General features: G+C 73.8%; 16 protein-coding genes. 8 read left to right on the forward strand and 8 right to left on the reverse strand.

Features of this window, described 5'->3' with window-relative positions:
* Nucleotides 1–158 precede the first annotated feature (158 nt).
* Nucleotides 159–647: a SigE family RNA polymerase sigma factor gene (locus ABT299_RS49870; protein ID WP_387026056.1), complete on the reverse strand. Its 489-nt coding sequence runs from the start codon at nucleotides 645–647 to the stop codon at nucleotides 159–161.
* A gap of 283 nt (nucleotides 648–930) precedes the next feature.
* Here ABT299_RS49870 and ABT299_RS49875 point away from each other — a divergent pair, with 283 nt between their 5' ends.
* The 3 genes from ABT299_RS49875 to ABT299_RS49885 all read left to right on the forward strand — a co-directional run bounded on the left by ABT299_RS49875 (nucleotide 931) and on the right by ABT299_RS49885 (nucleotide 6,069).
* A complete protein-coding gene (locus ABT299_RS49875) occupies nucleotides 931–1,920 on the forward strand; it encodes a hypothetical protein (protein WP_387026054.1) in 990 nt (329 codons plus the stop codon).
* Nucleotides 1,914–2,744, forward strand: coding sequence for a MauE/DoxX family redox-associated membrane protein (locus ABT299_RS49880; RefSeq protein WP_500255128.1), 831 nt, complete (start codon nucleotides 1,914–1,916; stop codon nucleotides 2,742–2,744). Before ABT299_RS49875 ends, ABT299_RS49880 begins: the two co-directional genes overlap by 7 nt.
* 67 nt (nucleotides 2,745–2,811) lie before the next feature.
* A complete protein-coding gene (locus tag ABT299_RS49885; RefSeq protein WP_500255129.1) occupies nucleotides 2,812–6,069 on the forward strand; it encodes a S41 family peptidase in 3,258 nt (1,085 codons plus the stop codon).
* A gap of 3 nt (nucleotides 6,070–6,072) precedes the next feature.
* Here ABT299_RS49885 and ABT299_RS49890 read toward each other — a convergent pair whose 3' ends face one another.
* Nucleotides 6,073–6,459, reverse strand: coding sequence for a hypothetical protein (locus tag ABT299_RS49890; RefSeq protein ID WP_500255130.1), 387 nt, complete (start codon nucleotides 6,457–6,459; stop codon nucleotides 6,073–6,075).
* A gap of 289 nt (nucleotides 6,460–6,748) precedes the next feature.
* On the reverse strand, nucleotides 6,749–7,936 hold the full coding sequence (locus tag ABT299_RS49895) for an ATP-binding protein (RefSeq protein WP_433144849.1): 1,188 nt from the start codon (nucleotides 7,934–7,936) through the stop codon (nucleotides 6,749–6,751).
* Nucleotides 7,937–8,359: 423 nt separating this feature from the next.
* Here ABT299_RS49895 and ABT299_RS49900 point away from each other — a divergent pair, with 423 nt between their 5' ends.
* The 3 genes from ABT299_RS49900 (at nucleotide 8,360) to ABT299_RS49910 (ending at nucleotide 10,855) form a co-directional block, all read left to right on the forward strand.
* The gene (locus tag ABT299_RS49900; protein ID WP_500255131.1) at nucleotides 8,360–9,073 is read left to right on the forward strand and encodes a hypothetical protein; all 714 of its coding nucleotides are present in this window, start codon (nucleotides 8,360–8,362) and stop codon (nucleotides 9,071–9,073) included.
* Between the two features lie 52 nt (nucleotides 9,074–9,125).
* Nucleotides 9,126–9,605 (forward strand): macro domain-containing protein, encoded by a 480-nt coding sequence (locus ABT299_RS49905; RefSeq protein ID WP_190851120.1) that lies wholly within the window; start codon nucleotides 9,126–9,128, stop codon nucleotides 9,603–9,605.
* Between the two features lie 107 nt (nucleotides 9,606–9,712).
* On the forward strand, nucleotides 9,713–10,855 hold the full coding sequence (locus ABT299_RS49910) for a serine hydrolase domain-containing protein (protein WP_500255132.1): 1,143 nt from the start codon (nucleotides 9,713–9,715) through the stop codon (nucleotides 10,853–10,855).
* A gap of 2 nt (nucleotides 10,856–10,857) precedes the next feature.
* Here the strand turns inward: ABT299_RS49910 and ABT299_RS49915 are convergent, their stop codons facing one another.
* The 3 genes from ABT299_RS49915 to ABT299_RS49925 form a co-directional block, all read right to left on the reverse strand.
* Complete coding sequence (locus tag ABT299_RS49915) at nucleotides 10,858–12,108, reverse strand: RNA polymerase sigma factor (protein ID WP_500255133.1); 1,251 nt, start codon at nucleotides 12,106–12,108, stop codon at nucleotides 10,858–10,860.
* On the reverse strand, nucleotides 12,105–12,458 hold the full coding sequence (locus ABT299_RS49920) for a YciI family protein (protein ID WP_190851129.1): 354 nt from the start codon (nucleotides 12,456–12,458) through the stop codon (nucleotides 12,105–12,107). The genes ABT299_RS49915 and ABT299_RS49920 overlap by 4 nt, the downstream gene beginning before the upstream one ends.
* A gap of 161 nt (nucleotides 12,459–12,619) precedes the next feature.
* A complete protein-coding gene (locus tag ABT299_RS49925; protein WP_500255134.1) occupies nucleotides 12,620–13,771 on the reverse strand; it encodes an epoxide hydrolase family protein in 1,152 nt (383 codons plus the stop codon).
* A gap of 63 nt (nucleotides 13,772–13,834) precedes the next feature.
* Here ABT299_RS49925 and ABT299_RS49930 point away from each other — a divergent pair, with 63 nt between their 5' ends.
* A complete protein-coding gene (locus tag ABT299_RS49930; protein WP_500255135.1) occupies nucleotides 13,835–14,812 on the forward strand; it encodes a helix-turn-helix transcriptional regulator in 978 nt (325 codons plus the stop codon).
* 59 nt (nucleotides 14,813–14,871) lie between these two features.
* On the opposite strand, the gene ABT299_RS49935 is transcribed toward ABT299_RS49930, so the two are convergent.
* Entirely contained in the window at nucleotides 14,872–15,012 is a 141-nt protein-coding gene (locus ABT299_RS49935; protein WP_387026036.1) for a DUF6191 domain-containing protein, read from the reverse strand.
* Between the two features lie 211 nt (nucleotides 15,013–15,223).
* The gene (locus tag ABT299_RS49940) at nucleotides 15,224–16,093 is read right to left on the reverse strand and encodes an oxidoreductase (protein WP_500255136.1); all 870 of its coding nucleotides are present in this window, start codon (nucleotides 16,091–16,093) and stop codon (nucleotides 15,224–15,226) included.
* A 63-nt stretch (nucleotides 16,094–16,156) separates the two neighbouring features.
* On the opposite strand from ABT299_RS49940, the gene ABT299_RS49945 reads away from it, so the two are divergent.
* Nucleotides 16,157–16,738 carry a TetR/AcrR family transcriptional regulator gene (locus tag ABT299_RS49945; protein WP_500255137.1) on the forward strand — a complete coding sequence of 194 codons (582 nt, stop codon included), beginning with the start codon at nucleotides 16,157–16,159 and terminating at the stop codon, nucleotides 16,736–16,738.
* Nucleotides 16,739–16,791 lie beyond the last annotated feature (53 nt).

Genomic DNA, 16,791 nt, shown 5'->3' on the forward strand with positions numbered 1-16,791 from the left:
TGCATGTTGTGGTGACACACACCTCGCCAGGAGGTCCTCGTCCATTTCAAGCTCATCGAACCGTGTCGCCGTCACCAACGTCCATGGTCACTACATCTAGCGGAGCGGGAAACAGCCTGCCGACCGTGACGGGGGTTCCAGGGGGTCGCCCCCCTGGGCTAAAACAGTCCGTCGTCGTCGCGGAGGCGGGCCATGGCGCGGGAGACGGTGCTCTTGACGGTGCCGACGCTGACGCCGAGGACGTCGGCGACCTCCGCTTCGGACATGTCCTCGTAATAGCGGAGCATGACCGCGAGGCGCTGCCGTTCGGGGAGGCGGCCGAGCGCGCGGCCGAGGGCGTCGCGCATTTCGGCGCGCCGGGTGTGATCGTCCACCGGACGGTCGGGAACCTGATCCGTGGGGTAGATATCCAACTTTTTCCGGCGCCACCATGAGATCTGGGTGTTGGCCATGGCGCGCCGGACGTAGCCGTCGACGGCGGCCCGGTCCTGGATGCGGTCCCAGGCGAGGTAGGTCTTGGCGAGCGCGGCCTGCAGGAGGTCCTCGGCCTCGGCGCGGTCGCTGGTCAGGCGCATGGCGGCGCGCAGCAGGGTGGGGCCGCGGTCCGCCACGTAGGCGCGGAACTCCTCGTGCCGCGTGCTGTTCACCGTCACCACCGAACCAGGGGTCGTGGAGTCGGCGCGGCTTGTGGATCTTGACCGCGCCGGTTCCCGGTACAGTTGACGATCTCAGGTTGATCGTAATTCCGGTCCTACTTAAAGTACATATCCGGGTCAACCAGTTAATAATCCTCATCCGAGGTGGATGGAACATCTCCCGTCCCTCGACTTATCGCGACAAATCCGTCGACAGCGCGTGCACGGCGCGTGACTCTTGACTGGCCGTCCTAACAGACGTCACCCCCCGTGAAGTTCGAGCCGGAGTGCCGCCATGCCGCTACCCCACCGCCGTGGAGCCAGGCGCCGCCGTCTCCGCGAGGCCGTGCTCGGCGCGTCGCCCGAGGCCGGCGGCCTCCCGGAGAACGCGGCGAGCCCGCTCGGCGCGCTGTCCGGGACGATCCTGGACGCGAGCCCGCACCTGCTGGTGCTGGACGCGGACGGCGCCGAGCTGCGGCTGGCCATGAGCGGGGACACGACGGTGTGGCACGGCGGGCGCGGGGGCCTCGCCGCGCTGCGCCCGGGGCGCGAGGCCGTCGTCCGGCCGAAATCCGGCGGGCCGGGGATCGACCGGATCTGGGTCGACGCCGACCGGGTCGCCGGCACCCTGCTGGCGTGCGGGCGGGACGCCTGGGAGGTGGACATGGGCCCCCATCGCGGGCGCGCCCATGTGGCGATCCCCCCGCACGCCCTCCAGCAGGTGCTGGTCCGGCACCCGCGCCTGGAGCCCGGCTATCTGGTCGACGTGATCTGCGTGCGCTCCCCCGGCGGGCCGCAGGCGGTGCGTCCGGGCACGTCGCAGCCGGGCTACCGGGCCGACGACCTGGCGGGCCCGGAGGCGGCGGAGCCCGCGCCGGCGGTGCTGCGCGGCACGGCGACCTGGTTCGCGGGCCCGCCGGTGCCGCGCGGCGCGGCGTACCCGGCGGTCGATCCGGAGGGGGACGGCGGCGGGTGCGCGGACGCCCCGTCGGGCTGCGTCGCGTTCCCGTACCTGTCGATCGGCAGCGAGATCACGGTGCACAACGAGTGCAGCGGGCGGGCGGGGCGCGTGCCGGTGGTGGAGTGCGGCTGCGCGGCGGCCCGGTTCTGCGACCGGTGCGTGGAGTGCGGGGCGTCGCCCCGGGGCCGGATCGTGGAGCTGACCCCGGAGACGTTCGTGGGGCTCGGCGGCGATCTGGAGGCCGGGTGCTTCAACGTGCTCGCGCGGCCGGACGTCCCGGCCATCGGTTTCGGCGGCGCTGCGGAGGAGGGCTCGTCATGGTGACGTTCCAGAACACGCAGGTGCTGCTGCTGGCGATGGTGCTGCTGGTGGCCTGCCTGGCGAAGCTGACGATCCGCGAGCGGGCGGCGGACGCGCCGGACCACGTGCACGGGGTGCCGGTCCCCGCCGGGCTCGCGGGGCTGACGGCGCTGCGCCGCAGCCGCGGGTTGAACCTCGGGCTCGGCCTCGGCGAGGGCGTGCTCGGGCTGGCGCTGCTCGTGACCTCCCAGTTCTCGGTGCGGCTGGCGACGACGCTGGCGTTCGCGGCGGCGACCTGGGTGGTGGGGGAGCTGCGCGTGCGGCGGCCGGACGCGGGCTGCGGCTGCTTCGGCGGCCTCAGCGCCAAGCGGGTCGGCCGCCGCAGCGTGGCGCGCGCGCTGCTGTTCACCGGTGCGGGCATAGCGTCGCTGGGCGCGCCCATGGCGGGCTTGGACGTGCTGCGGGACGAGCACATGCAGGTCGGGCCGGTGCTGGTCCTGGAGCTGGCGCTGTTCGCCGCGCTGTCCCCCGAGTTGCCGGAGCTGCTGGACAGGCGGTCCCGCGCGCGCGGGCTTGGGCGTCCGGAGACGCCGTGCGAGCGGCGCCGCAGCCCTATCGCGGAGACGTACGCGGCGCTCTATGACAGCGCCGCGTGGGCGGAGCACGAGAACGTGGTGGCGAGCGCCGTGCCGCTGGACGTGTGGCGCGAGGGATGCTGGCGGTTCGTCGTGTTCCCGGCCCGCGCGGACGGGCGCGATCTGGAGGTCGTGTTCGCGGTGTCGACGGCGGAGCGGAGCCGGACCGTCCGGGCGGCGCTCGTCCCGGCGCCGGTCGCGACCGCCGTCTAACCGTGTATTGGACGCGTCCAAGACGGCCGTAGAGATTCCTCGCGGGGAGAGCGGGCACTGACCGCGCGTGGGGGGAAACGGCGGCTACCTGCGGTTCCCGTCGATCCACGGGGACGACGTCGTCTTCGTGTGCGAGGACGACCTGTGGACGGTGCCCGCGTCCGGCGGCCGGGCCTACCGGCTGACGGCCGGGGTCGCGGCGGCCGCCTATCCGCGCCTGTCCCGGGACGGGCGGCTGCTGGCGTTCGTCGGGCGGGAGGAGGGCCCCGCCGAGGTGTACGCGATGCCGGCGGCGGGCGGCGCGGCGCGGCGGCTGACGTTCCACGGGACGTCCTGCACGATCACCGGCTGGGACCCGGACGGACGGATCGTCTACGCCAGCGACGTCCGGCGCCCGTTCCGCGATTACCAGTGGCTGTACGCGATCGACCCGTCCGGCAGCGGCATTCCCGCCGAGCTTCCGTACGGGCCGGCGAGCAGCGCCACCTACGGGCCGGACGGCGCGGTCGTCATCGGCCGCAACACCGCCGACCCGGCCAGGTGGAAGCGGTACCGGGGCGGGACCGCGGGCGACCTGTGGATCGCCCCAGGCGGGACCGGCGACTTCCGGCGGTTGATCGAGCTGGACGGCAACCTCGCGGCGCCCTGCCAGGTCGGCGGGCGGATCTACTTCCTCTCCGACCACGAGGGCGTCGGCAACGTCTACTCGTGCCTGCCCGACGGCGGTGACCTGCGCAGGCACACCCATCACGAGGACTACTACGCGCGCAACCTCAGCGACGACGGCCGCCGGCTGGTCTACCACGCCGCCGCCGACCTGTACGTCCTCGACCCGGACGACGGCGGCGGCCCGCACCGGATCGACGTGCGGCTCGGCAGCTCCCGCACGCAGCGGAACCGGCGGTTCGTACCTGCCGCCGAGTACCTCGACACGGTCACGGTGAACTCGGCGGGCGACGGCCTGGCGGTCACCGCCCGCGGTAAGGCGTACTCGTTCGCGGCCTGGGAGGGGCCGGTCCGCCAGCACGGGCGGCAGGACGGCGTCCGGTACCGGCTGCTGACCTGGTTCAACGACGACCGTCGGCTGATCGCGGCGGCGTCCGGCGAGGACGGGCGGGAGCGCCTCGTGGTGCTCACGGCGTCCGGCGCCCGGGACGCGGCGCACGCCGAGACGTCCGGGGACGTCGGCCGGGTGCTGGAGCTGGCGCCGTCGCCGGCCGCGGACCGGTTCGCGTTCACCAACCACCGCAACGAGCTGTACCTGCTCGAACCGGCGGGGGACGGGCCGCTGGAGCCGGTGCCGCTGGACGTCAGCCCGTACGGCGCGATCAGCGGCCTGGCCTGGTCGCCCGGCGGCGAGTGGCTCGCCTACGCCTGCCCGACGTCCGCGCAGACCACCGCGATCAAGGTGTGCAACGCCGAGACGGGCCTGGTCGCGCCGGTCACCCGCCCCGTCCTGCACGACCGCGCCCCGGCCTGGGACCCGGAGGGCCGCTACCTGTACTTCATCGGGCAGCGCGTGTTCGACCCGGTGTCCGACACGCTCCAGTTCGACCGGGGCTTCCCGCTCGGTGCCCGCCCGTACGCGGTCACCCTGCGCAAGGACGTGCCGTCGCCGTTCACGGCCGCGCCGCGCCCGGTGGGCGGCAAGGCCGCATCAGCCCCCGCCCCCGGCGAGGCGAGCCTCGCGGAGGGGTCGGACGCGCGGGACGTCACCGGTCCCGGTCTCGGCGCGACCGTCGCGGCGGCGGCGCGGCTGCCGATCGACTTCGACGGGATCGAGCGGCGGGTCGTCGCGTTCCCCGTCGCGGAGGGCCGCTACGGGCGGATCGCGGGGATCAGGGGCCAGGCGCTGTACTCGGTGTTCCCGGTGAAGGGCGGGCGCGGCGACGACCCGGCGCTCGGCCGCGTCGACGCCTACGACTTCGCGGCGCGGCAGGCGCGGACCCGGCTGCGCGACGTCGGCGACTTCTGGCTCGCCCGCGACGGCGCCACGCTCCTCTACCGGTCGCGGTCGCGGCTGCGGCTGGTCGCGGCGGGCCGCGAGCAGCCGCAGGACGACCGGCCGGGCCGCCGCAGCGGCTGGATCGACCTGGACCGCGTCAAGGTGTCGGTGTCCCCGGCGACCGAGTGGCGGCAGATGCTCCGGGAGACGTGGGTGCTGCAACGCGAGCACTTCTGGGACGAGGACATGGCGGGCATCGACTGGGACGCCGTGTACCGCCGCTACCTCCCTCTTGTCGACAAAGTGACAACTCGTGGGGAGTTCTCCGACCTGCTGTGGGAGATGCAGGGCGAGCTCGGCACGTCCCACGCCTACGAGATCGGCGGCGAGTATCGCAGCCGCCCCGTCTACGCCCAGGGCTTCCTCGGCGTCGACTGGGCGATCCGGGACGGCCGGTTCGTGCTCGCGCACATCATCGAGGGCGACCCGTGGGATCCGGCCGCCACGTCCCCGCTGAACCGGCCCGGCATCGACGTCCGGCCCGGTGACGCGGTCGTCGCGATCAACGGCGAGCCCGTCGCGCCGGGCGGCGTCGTCCCCGGCGAGCGGCTGGTCAACCTCGCGGGCGAGGAGGTGCTGCTGACGATCCGGCGCGGCGAGGCGGCACCGTTCACCGTCGCCGTCCGGACCCTCGCCGACGAGCGCCCCGGCCGGTACCGCGACTGGGTCACCGCGAACCGCGCGCTCGTCCACGAGCGGACCGGCGGCCGCGCCGGCTACCTGCACGTCCCCGACATGGGCCCGGACGGGTACGCCGAGTTCCACCGCGGCTTCCTCGCCGAGTACGACCGCGAGGCGCTGATCGTCGACGTGCGGTTCAACGGCGGCGGCAACGTGTCCGGGCTGCTGCTGCAGAAGCTCGCGCGCCGCCGGATCGGCTACAACTTCCCGCGCTGGGGCGTCCCGATGCCGTACCCGCGCGAGTCGCCGCGCGGGCCGATGGTCGCGATCACCAACGAGCGGACCGGCTCGGACGGCGACATCTTCAGCCACGCGTTCAAGCTGCTCGGCCTCGGCCCGCTTATCGGCCGCCGGACGTGGGGCGGCGTCGTCGGCATCCGGCCCCGGCACCGCCTCGCCGACGGCACGGTGACCACCCAGCCCGAGTTCTCGTTCACGTTCGACGACGTCGGCTGGCGCGTCGAGAACTACGGGACGGACCCCGACATCGATGTCGACATAACGCCACAGGACCACGCGAACGGCACCGACGCCCAGCTCGTCCGCGCGATCGACGAGGCGCTCGGCCTGCTCGACCGGTTCCCGCCGCACACGCCCGACCCGTCCACCCGCCCGGTGTTCAAGGCGGGAGGCGCCTGAACGTCACCAGTTCTCGCCGGTCTCGTCGTCGCGGTCGCGCATGTCGTCGAGCTGGTTGCCGTACAGCTCGTCCTCGTCGTCCTGGCGGCGCGGGCGGTGGCTCGCGATGCCCTGGTCCTGCATGCCGCCCATGTCGGACGAGTACTGGTCGTCCTCGTCGTAGAACCCCTGGTCGCCGCCCTCGAAGCCCGGCTCGTCCTGGTAGCCGCGCGGGCCGGGGCCGCGTCCCTGGCCGCCCTGCTCCTGCTGCATCGACGGCTCGTCGGCGCCCCGCGACTCCGAGGACCCCGTCGACGAGCTCATCTCGTCGCCGCTCGCGTACGCGTCCTCCTCGCGCGTCGAGTACAGGTCGTCCGGGTCCTGGCCCCGGTAGCGGTGCTGATCGCCCATCGTGATCCCCCCGACATCGGCTTTTCGCGCCTGGTCCGGCACATCGACGCCCATACCCAGATAACTCCGCGTAACAACCGCGATGCCGGACAACACCCTCTGCATCTTTATAGGGATACCTAGCAGCACGGCTAGAAAGCCTTAGAGAATCCTCGGAAGGCAGGGCAGGAGAATCTACGGCTTTCTAGCACGCATGCTAGAAAGCCGAATAGACATCGGACGACACGAACCGATGCAGCCTTATAACGGCTTCTAGCGTCACGGCTAGAAACCCGTAGAGAGGTCTGAGCTAGGCGGGCTGGGAGCGGAGGAACTTGCCGAAGTGCGGGACCGTGAACGCGACCATGCCGCGCTCGGCGCTGTAGATGAGGCCCTTCTTGATCAGGCCGTCGCGGGCGGGCGACAGGCTGGACGGCTTGCGGCCCAGCTCGTCGGCGACCGCCGCCGTCGGCACCGGGTCGTCGCCGAGCATCGCCATCGCGCGCATGTAGTCGCGCTCGGCTGGCGTCGCGCGCTCGTAGCGGCTGCCGAAGAAGCCGACCGCCAGCTCGCTCTCCGCCTCCGGCGCGGCGACCCGGATGTCCTCGGCGGTGATCGGGGTGTCGGGCGCAACGTCCCAGACGACCTTGGCGTACGCCTGCACGAAGTACGGGTAGCCGTCGGCGGCGCCGTACAGCGCGTCGAGGGCGTCCTCGGTGAAGGTGACCTCCTCCCGCTCGGCGGGCGCGAGCAGCGCGACGTCGGCGGACTCGCGGTCGAGCCGGTCGATGCGCGCGTACCGGAACAGCCGCTCGGAGTAGGACTTGCTCGCCGACAGGACGGCCGGCAGGTGCGGCAGTCCCGCGCCGACCACGATCAGCGGCCCGCCGATCTGCGACAGCTCGTGGCACGCGGCGCACAGTGCGGACACGTCGTCGGCGGGGACGTCCTGCATCTCGTCCACGAACAGCGCGATGCCGGCGCCGACGTCCGTGGCGACGGACGCGGCGTCCACGAACAGCTCGGTGAGGTCGATCTCCAGGTCGCCGGAGTCGGCGCGGCCGCGCGAGGCGGGCACGTCGATCCCCGGCTGCCAGCGGTGCGCCCGCGCCTTCGCCTTGGTGCCGGTCGGCTCCGGCCCGGCCTGCGCGAACGCCTTCAGCACGCCGAGGAACGCCTCGATCCGGTCGGGGGCGCGGTGCCGGGGCGCGAGCTCCCGCACCGCCATGTGCAGCGCGGACGCGACCGGCCGCCGGATCGACTGGTCGGGCCGGGCCTCGATCTTGCCGGTCCCCCAGAGCTTCTGGATCGCCATCGAGCGGAACGCGTTGAGCAGCACGGTCTTGCCGACGCCGCGCAGCCCGGTGATGATCATGCTGCGCTCGGGGCGGCCCCTGGCCACCCGTTCCAGCACGACCTCGAACTGCCTGAGCTCACGGTCGCGGCCGGCCAGCTCGGGAGGGCGCTGCCCGGCGCCAGGGGCATAGGGATTGCGCACGGGGTCCACGCTCTCGGACTCTATGAGGCGATATAGCTGCGGCCGTAGATTTGGGTAGAAACCGCTGCGGCGTGTCGCGGGCTCATGGCGCCGGGGGTGCCGGGCGGGGGCGTCCGCATGGCGGGCACCGCCGCGCGAATGCGCGCCGCCGACGAGCGCGGGGCCGTTCGCGTGCGTCGGGCCGTTGACGTGTGCTGGGCCGTTGACGTGCGCGGTGCCGTTGAGAGGTGGGGCCGCCGTCGCCACCATGTCGCCTCCCGGGCGAGCGGGTCCGAACAAGTCGAACTTCTGTTCGACTATTCGAACACAGTAGCGCACGCCCTCCACCCCGTCACCCGAACCCGCCAACTCCTCCGCGGGCGGCTTCCGCAACCGGCCACACCCCCGCCGAACCCGCCGCCGGGCCGTCCCGTCGAACCGGGCATGTTCGCCGGATCCAGCGCATCCCACCGCCCCGCGCTCGCCGCCCCGTCCTCCCTCGGTCCCCACGACCTCACCCACTCCAACGGCCTGTTCATCGCCCTCGCGATCCTGACCGGGGTGGTCATCGTGTGGTCGGCCGTGCGCGACCGGCGGCGGGCGAAGAGGTTCCGCGCGCATGCGGCCGCGTGCGGCTGGTGGCCGCTCACCGCGGACCAACCGATCCCCGGCCCGGTCGCCTCGGCCGCCCGGTCCAGGCGGACGAAGCTGGCGTTCGCGGCCGAGCGGGAGTACCCCGTGTGGCTCGTCTGGCACCACTGGATCGAGACCAACGGCACCGGCGACAGCCGCTCGACGAAGACCTACGACCTGACCCGCTACTTCCTCCCGCTCGGCCCCGGCTTCCAGGACGTCGAGGTCGTCGGGCGGACCGCGCTCGGCGGCTTCTTCATGCCGGTCCGGGGCGCCGGCACCGGCGACCCGGCCTTCGACAAGAAGTTCCTGGTCCGCGGCCTCGGCGAGCAGCAGGCGGTGCGGCTGCTGTCGCCCGAACTCCGCGCGGCGATGCTGGCCGGCGACGTCCCGGCCTGGCAGGTCTCGGCCCGCGTCCTGATCTCCTCCTACTCCACCCCGCCGTCCGCGGAGACCCTCGAACCGCGGGCGGACGCGCTCATCGCCGTCGCCCGCATGCTGTCCGCCCCCACCACCGGCGGCTAGCGCGACGAGCCGCCCCGCCCGTTCGTCGGTGGGCGGCGATAACGTCGCGATCATGGCGGGCATCCGGTACCTCAAGGGCGACGCGACCTCGCCGCAGGCCAAGGGCCCGAAGGTCATCGCGCACATCTGCAACGACCGCGGCGGCTGGGGCCGGGGCTTCGTGGAGGCGGTCTCGCGGCGCTGGCCCGAGCCGGAGGCCGCCTACCGGCGCTGGCACCGCGAGCGCGCGCGCAACGACTTCGCGCTCGGCGCCGTCCAGATCGTCCAGGTCAAGCCCGACACCTGGGTCGCGAACATGGTCGGCCAGCACGGCATCAGGACGAGCCGCAGCGCCGGCCCGCCGATCCGCTACGAGGCGGTGCGCGCGTGCCTGCGCCGGCTCGCCGCGGAGGCCGCCGATCTCGGCGCGTCCGTCCACATGCCCCGGATCGGCTGCGGCCTCGCCGGCGGACGCTGGGACCGCGTCGAACCGCTCATCACCGCCGAACTCACCGGCCGCGGCGTCGAGGTCACGGTCTACGACGCGGACTGACCGCGCCTCCGCCTCGGGCGCCACGCGGACGTTGGCTCTCGCGGGTGAGGCGCGTCCGGCACCGCGATTCCTAGCGTGAGGGCTCCAACGATCAAGAAGGAGTCCACGTGATCCGGAACAGGCGTGTCATGGTCGGCGCACTCGCCACGGGCCTCGCGGTCGGCGCGCTGGCGGGCACGGGCGTGCCCGCGCGGTCCGCCGCGGCCGCCGACCGGTCCCGGCTGCCCGCGATCCTGCAGCGGCTGACCACGGACGACGGCGCGCCCGGGGCGCTCCTCGAAGTCCGGGACCGGAACGGCCGCACGGTGCTGACCAGCGGCGTCGGGGACGTGCGGACCGGCACGCCCGTCCCCCGCGACAGCGCCTTCCGGATCGGCAGCGTGACCAAGCCGTTCGTGGCGACGGTCGTCCTCCAACTGGTGGGCGAGCACCGCGTCGCCCTGGACGCGCCGGTCGAGCGCTACCTGCCCGGCGTCATCCGCGGGCACGGCAACGACGGGCGGCGCATCACCGTCCGGCAACTGCTCCAGCACACCAGCGGCCTGCCCGACTACCTGGACTACGTCACCCCGCAGGACATCCTCAAGGACCCGCTCGCCCACCACGACCTCCGCGAGATGGTGGACGTCGCGATCGCCCACCGCCGCGTGTTCAAGCCCGGTAGGGACTGGAAGTACTCCAATACCAACTACCTGGTGGCGGGCCTGCTCATCGAGAGCGTGACCGGCCACCCGTACGGCGACGAGATCCGCCGGCGCATCATCGAACCGCTCGGCCTGACCGCGACGTCCGCGCCGGTCGACGACCCGGCGCTCCCCGCGCCGCATCCGCGCGGGTACGTGCGGCCGGGCGAGGGCGCGCCGCTCATGGACGTCACCGAGCTCAACCCGTCGGTCGCGGGACCGGGCGGCGGGATGGTCTCCAGCGCGTCCGACCTCGGCTGGTTCATGGGCGCCCTGCTCGACGGCCGCCTGCTGCGCCCGGCCGAACTGCGGGAGATGATGCGGACCCGTCCGACCGGCAACGCGGACGGCCGCGCCTACGGCCTCGGCCTGGAGAGCAGGCCGCTGCCCTGCGGCGGCCTCTACTGGGGCCACACCGGCGACATGCTGGGATTCGAGACGGTCACCGGCGCCACCGCCGGCGGCAGGCAGGCGACGGTCATGGTGAACCTCGACCCGGGCGGCTCCGACGCGCAGGACGCCGACATGGAGACCGCCGTCCAGACGGCCCTCTGCGACGCCCCGTGAGGTCAGCCGCCGGTGAGGGCGGCGAGCTTGCGCCGGAACGTGGCGTGCTCCGGTTCGTTGCCGGCGAGCGCCAGCGCGGCCCGGTAGGCGGTGGCCGCCTCCTCGGTGCGGCCGAGCCGCCGCAGCAGGTCGGCGCGCGCCGCGTGGAACAGCGGGTAGCGGCGCAGTTCCGCGGCGCCGGTCAGCTCGTCCAGCAGGACGAGTCCCGCCTCCGGGCCGTCGCGCATGGCGACGGCCATGGCCCGGTTCAGCGCGACGAGCGGGGACGGCTCGATCCGCAGCAGCACGTCGTACAGCGCGGCGATCTGCGGCCAGTCGGTGGCGTCGAAGTCCGGCGCCTCGTCGTGCAGCGCCGCGATCGCCGCCTGCACGGCGTACGGCCCGGCGCCGGGACCGGTCAGCGCCGCCACGACGAGTTCCCGCCCCTCGGCGATGAGGCCGGCGTCCCACAGCGCGCGGTCCTGGTCTTCGAGCAGCACCTGGTTCCCCGCCGCGTCGACCCGCGCCGCGCGCCGCGCGTCGGTGAGGAGCAGCAGCGCGAGCAGCCCCGTCACCTCCCGCTCCCCGGGCAGCAGCGCGTGCAGGATCCGCGCGAGCCGGACGGCCTCGTCGGCCGGCCCGGGGCGCAGCAGGTCGTCGCCGGAGCTGGCGGCGTAGCCCTCGGTGAAGACGAGGTAGACCGCGCGGAGCACGCCGGGCAGCCGGTCCGGCAGCTCGTCCGGCCCCGGCACGCGGAACGGGATGCGCGCCTCGCGGATCTTGCGTTTCGCGCGCACGATCCGCTGGGCCATCGTCGCGGTCGGCACCAGGAACGCGCGGGCCACCTCGGGCGTGGTGAGGCCCGCGAGGAACCGCAGCATCAGCGCCGTCCGCGCCTCCTCCGGCAGCGCGGGATGGCAGCAGGTGAAGAACAGCCGCAGCCGCTCGTCGGGGATGTCGTCGAAGCCGGGCTGCGCCGGCGCGGCGGCGGCCCGGTCGCTCTCCACCCGCAGCTCGGCGAGCCGCGCCGCGTGCGCCCGGTCGCGGCGGATCCGGTCGAGCGCCTTGCGCCGGGCCACCGTCAGCAGCCACGCGAGCGGCTTGTCGGGCACGCCGTCGGCCGGCCACCGCTCCAGCGCGGTCTCCACCGCGTCGGAGACGACCTCCTCGGCGAGGTCCAGGTCGCCGAACCGGGCGGCGAGCAGCGCGAGCAGCCGGCCCCGGTCCTCGCGGAACACCGCCTCCACGGAGCGGGCCGCCCGCGCTCCGCTCACGACCGGTCCGGCTCCCAGACCGTGCGGACCTCGACCGTCCCGTACCGCGCCCCGGGACAGCGGGCCGCCCAGTCGAGCGCCGCGTCCAGGTCGGGGACGTCGATCAGGTAGTAGCCGCCGACCATCTCCCGGGTCTCGGCGAACGGCCCGTCCGTCACGACGCGCTCCCCGCTCGGCCGGACGTGCACGGTCGTCGCGGTCGCGAGGTCCAGCGCGTTGCCGTCGAGCCTGACCCCGGCGTCGGTGACGGCCTTCTCGTACGCCATGAACTCCTCGACGGTCGGCTCCCCGGCCGGCGGCTCCTCGGTCGACTCGGGCGACCACGTGTTGATCAGCAGCAGGTACTTCACCGCGCGCTCCTCACACCTCGGGACGATTGCACGGTAATGACGCACCCCCACCCCCCGAATCGACACCCCCCTCCGAGAATTCTTCCGGACGTCGTGACGGCCGCACCGCCTCGGCGCCGACGATCCACGCCGACGCCGAGGCGGGCACGGTGCCCGTCCGGTCAGTCCAGGTCCCGGAAGAACGCCCGGAGGTCGGCGACCATCAGGTCGGGGGCCTCCAGTGCCGCGAAGTGGCCGCCCCGCTCGAACTCCGTCCAGCGCACCACGTTGTGCACCTGGTCGGCCAGGGGGCGGACCGAGAAGTCCGTGGGGAACACCGCGACCGCGGTCGGCACCTTCCCGCGCTCCTTCGGCGCCCACATGGTGAAGTCGTTGAACCGCTCGTAGTAGGTGTGCGCCGCCGAGCCCGCGGTGCCGGTGAACCAGTAGATGCTCACGTCGGTGAGGATCCGGTCGCGGTCCACGGCGTCCTCGGGGAGTTCGGCGGCGGGGTCCGTCCAGTCCTTGAACTTCTCCACGATCCAGGCGAGCTGACCGGCGGGCGAGTCGTGCAGCGCGGCCGCGACCGTCTGCGGGCGCGTGCCCTGGACCTGCATGTACGCGCCCAGCTTCTCCTGCCACTCCTTCATCCCGGCGAGCCGTCCGCGCTCGGCCTCGCTCAGCGAGCCCATGACCTCCGGGTCGCCGCCCGGGAACGTGAGCAGGCCGTTGACGTGCACGCCGATGACGGCGTCCGGCGCGGCGCGTCCGACCAGCGGAGCGATGAACGCGCCGACGTCGCCGCCCTGCACGCCGTACCGGTCGTAGCCGAGCCCGGCCATCAGCTCCGCCAGTGCCGCGGCGGTGCGGCCGTCCGTCCAGCCGGTGCCGGGCAGCGGGCCGGAGAAGCCGTACCCCGGCAGCGACGGGATCACCAGGTGGAAGGCGTCGGCGGCCGTTCCGCCGTGGGCGACGGGGTCGGTGAGGGGGCCGATGAGGTCGAGGAACTCGACGACGGAGCCGGGCCAGCCGTGCAGCAGCAGGAGCGGGGTGGCGCCGGCCTCAGGGGAGCGCACGTGCAGGAAGTGCACCTGCGTGCCCTCCACGGTGGCGGTGAACTGCGGGTGCGCGTTGAGCGCCGCCTCCTGGGCGCGCCAGTCGAAGCCGCCGGCCCAGTAGGCGGCGAGCTCCCGCAGGTAGCCGGTCGGCACGCCACGCTCCCAACCGGTGCCGGGCACCTCGGGGGCCCAGCGGGTGCGGCGCAGCCGCTCGCGCAGGTCGTCGAGGTCGGCTTGGGGGATCTCGACACGGTAGGGCTGGATCTGGTTCGTCATGTCCGTCACGGTAGGAACCATTGGTGTCAGGTTCCGGCACCGATCGCGGCCAGAATGGCGCCCATGGTGGAGACCTCGGCGCGGCTGCTGCGCCTGCTGTCGCTTTTGCAGGCGCGCAGGGACTGGACCGGCGCCGAACTCGCCGACCGGCTGGGGGTCGGCCTGCGCACCGTGCGGCGCGACGTCGAACGGCTGCGCGAGCTGGGCTACCCGGTGGACGCCACCCCGGGTGCGGCCGGCGGGTACCGGCTCGGCGTGGGGGCCGCGCTGCCGCCGCTGCTGCTGGACGACGAGGAGGCCGTGGCGGTGGCGATCAGCCTGCGCATGGCCGCGACGGGCGGCGTCGCCGGCCTGGAGGAGGGGGCGGTGCGGGCGCTGGCCAAGCTCCAGCAGCTCCTGCCCTCCCGGCTGCGGCACCGGATGGAGGCGTTCCGCGCCGCGACCGTGGCGCTGCCCGGACAGGCCGATCCGGAGGTCGGCGCCGACCTGCTGGCCGCGCTCGCCGCCGCGTGCCGCGACCGCCGCCGGGTCCGGCTGCGCTACCGGGGCCGCGACGGCGTCACCGCGCGCGAGGTCGAGCCGCACCGCCTGGTGCACACCCCGCGCCGCTGGTACCTGGTGGCATGGGACGTGGCCAAGGACGACTGGCGCACCTTCCGGGTCGACCGGATCGAGGAGCCGCTCGGACCGCCGGGCGCGCGTTCCACGCCGCGCACGCCGCCCGAGGGCGACACGGCCGCCTACGTCTCGCACGCCATCACCTCGGCGCCGTACACCTACCAGGCCCGCGTCCTCTTCCACGCCCCGCTGGAGGAGGTGGCGCCGCGCACGTCGCCCGGCGCCGGACGGCTGGAAGCGGTGGACGCGAGCACCTGCCTGTTCACCGCCGGCTCGAACTCGCTGCACGAGCTGGCGGTGCGCGTGGCGGTGAAGGGCTTCGACTTCGAGGTGCTGGAGCCGCCGGAACTGGTCCCGGTGCTAGCCGAAGTCCGCGACCGCCTGGACCGAGCCGCCACCGCATCGGCCCCGAATCCCCGCTGAGCACCCGGCGCACCGACCGTCCACGCTCGACTGCGAATCCTCGGGCCGCCGATCAACGGTCAGGCGGACGCGGGTGGACGCCGCACGACGGCGGTCCCGGCGTCGAGGTCGACGCGGCCGCGCGGAGGCGCCCCGTCGTGCTCCTCGTCCCGCAGCATCAGCGAGGTGCGGCGCTGTTCCTGCGCGTGGCGGCAAGCCACCGCTGGATCGCCATACCGGACGCGGGACGCCATGCCGCCCCGCCTGCGGTCAGGCGGCGGCGATGAGCTCGCGCAGGTCTCGCGCTGCCGGAAGCTCCCGCGCGCGCCCGGGAGAGTGTCGAGGACCTGTTCGGCCGGTTGCCGCGTGGCCATGACGGCGCCGTGGGCGGCCGTCGAGCTCGATCCCGGGCGGGTGGCGGCGGAGCCTGGGTCAGAGGGGGCTGGGGGTGTTGGTGAGCTGCTCGGACAGGGTCCAGAGGCGGCGCGCCAGGTGCGGGTCCCGTGCGGTGGTGGAGCGTTTGATGAGTTCGGGGGTGCCGCGCATGTGGAAGAAGCGGCTCGGCCCGGCGAAGCTGTCACCGGGAATGTCGGCGACGGCCGCGAATAGCACGGGCAGGGCGCCGTGGTCGGCGTCCTGTGCCAGCCGCTGGTAGGCGAGCTTCCAGAAGCGCGCGGACAGGCCGTCCCCGCCGTTGTCGTAGATGTTCGTGGCCACCAGGCCGGGATGGGCCGCGTTGGCCAGCACACCGGACCCGGCGGCGGTCAGCCGGCGTTGCAGCTCCGCGGTGAACAGCAGGTTCGCCAGCTTGGAGTCGTTGTAGGCGCGTGAGGGCCGGAAGCGGCGGCGTTCCCAGCCGACGTCGTCGAGGTCGAGCCGGGAGAGCCGCTCGGCCTGGGAGGCGACGGTCACGATCCGTCCGGTGACGTGCCGGAGGAGCAGGTTGGTCAGGGCGAAGTGGCCGAGGTGGTTGACGCCGAACGTCGACTCGAACCCGTCGGCGGTGCGGGCGAGCGCGGGCGCCGAGATCCCGGCGTTGTTGATCAGCAGGTCGATGGGGCCGCCCCAGCCGGCGGCGAAGGCGCGCACGGAGTCCAGGCGGCCGAGGTCCAGCTCGCGGACCTCGGTGGTGCCGGGCATTCCGTCCGCCGCCGCCTTTCCCTTCCCCGCGTCGCGCACCGCGAGCACGACGCGGGCGCCCGCCTCGGCGAGCGCGCGGGACACCGACCGTCCGATGCCGCCGCTCGCCCCCGTCACGATCACCGCGCTGCCGGTCATATCAGGCATGTCGAAAGTGGCCATGAGCCGCAATGTAGACAGCGGATACATTGTTGTCAATGACTACATAGGGATACGCTGCGGGCCATGGCCGATCGCCCCTACCACCACGGCAACCTGCGCGCCGTCCTGCTGGACGCGGCGGAGCGCACGCTCCGCGAGCAGGGGCTCGACCGGCTCTCGCTCCGCGAGCTCGCACGGCAGGCGGGCGTCAGCCACGCTGCTCCGCGGCGCCACTTCGCCGACCGCCGGGCGCTGCTGGACGCCCTCGCCGACACCGGGTTCGCGCGCCTCGGCGACCGGATGCGCGCGGCGATCGAGGGCGCCGGTCCGGACGTCGATGCGCAGTTGCACGCGGCGGCGACCGCCTACGTCCGGTTCGCGATCGACGACGGCCCGCTCCTCGACCTGATGTTCGCCAACAAGAACGCCGACGAAGCGGCCGCGCCGCCGGAGGGCGCGCTGCGCCTGTTCACCGCGGTGGGCGATCTGATCGACCGGGGGCAGCGGGCGGGGGCGCTTCCTCCCGGCGACCCCGAGCGGCTCCGGTTGCTCCTGGTCGCCACCCTTCAGGGCATCGCCACCCTCGTCACGTCCGGCCGGGCACCGGCCGAGCAGACCGGCGCGCTCGTCGAAGACGCGGTCGCCCTCTTCAGCCGCAGGTCGTAACGCAGCGGCGCGGGGGGGCGCCGGGCCGCGGAACGCCGGGGCCGGCGGCGCCG

Source organism: Spirillospora sp. NPDC000708, assembly GCF_040299565.1.
Taxonomy (GTDB): domain Bacteria; phylum Actinomycetota; class Actinomycetes; order Streptosporangiales; family Streptosporangiaceae; genus Spirillospora.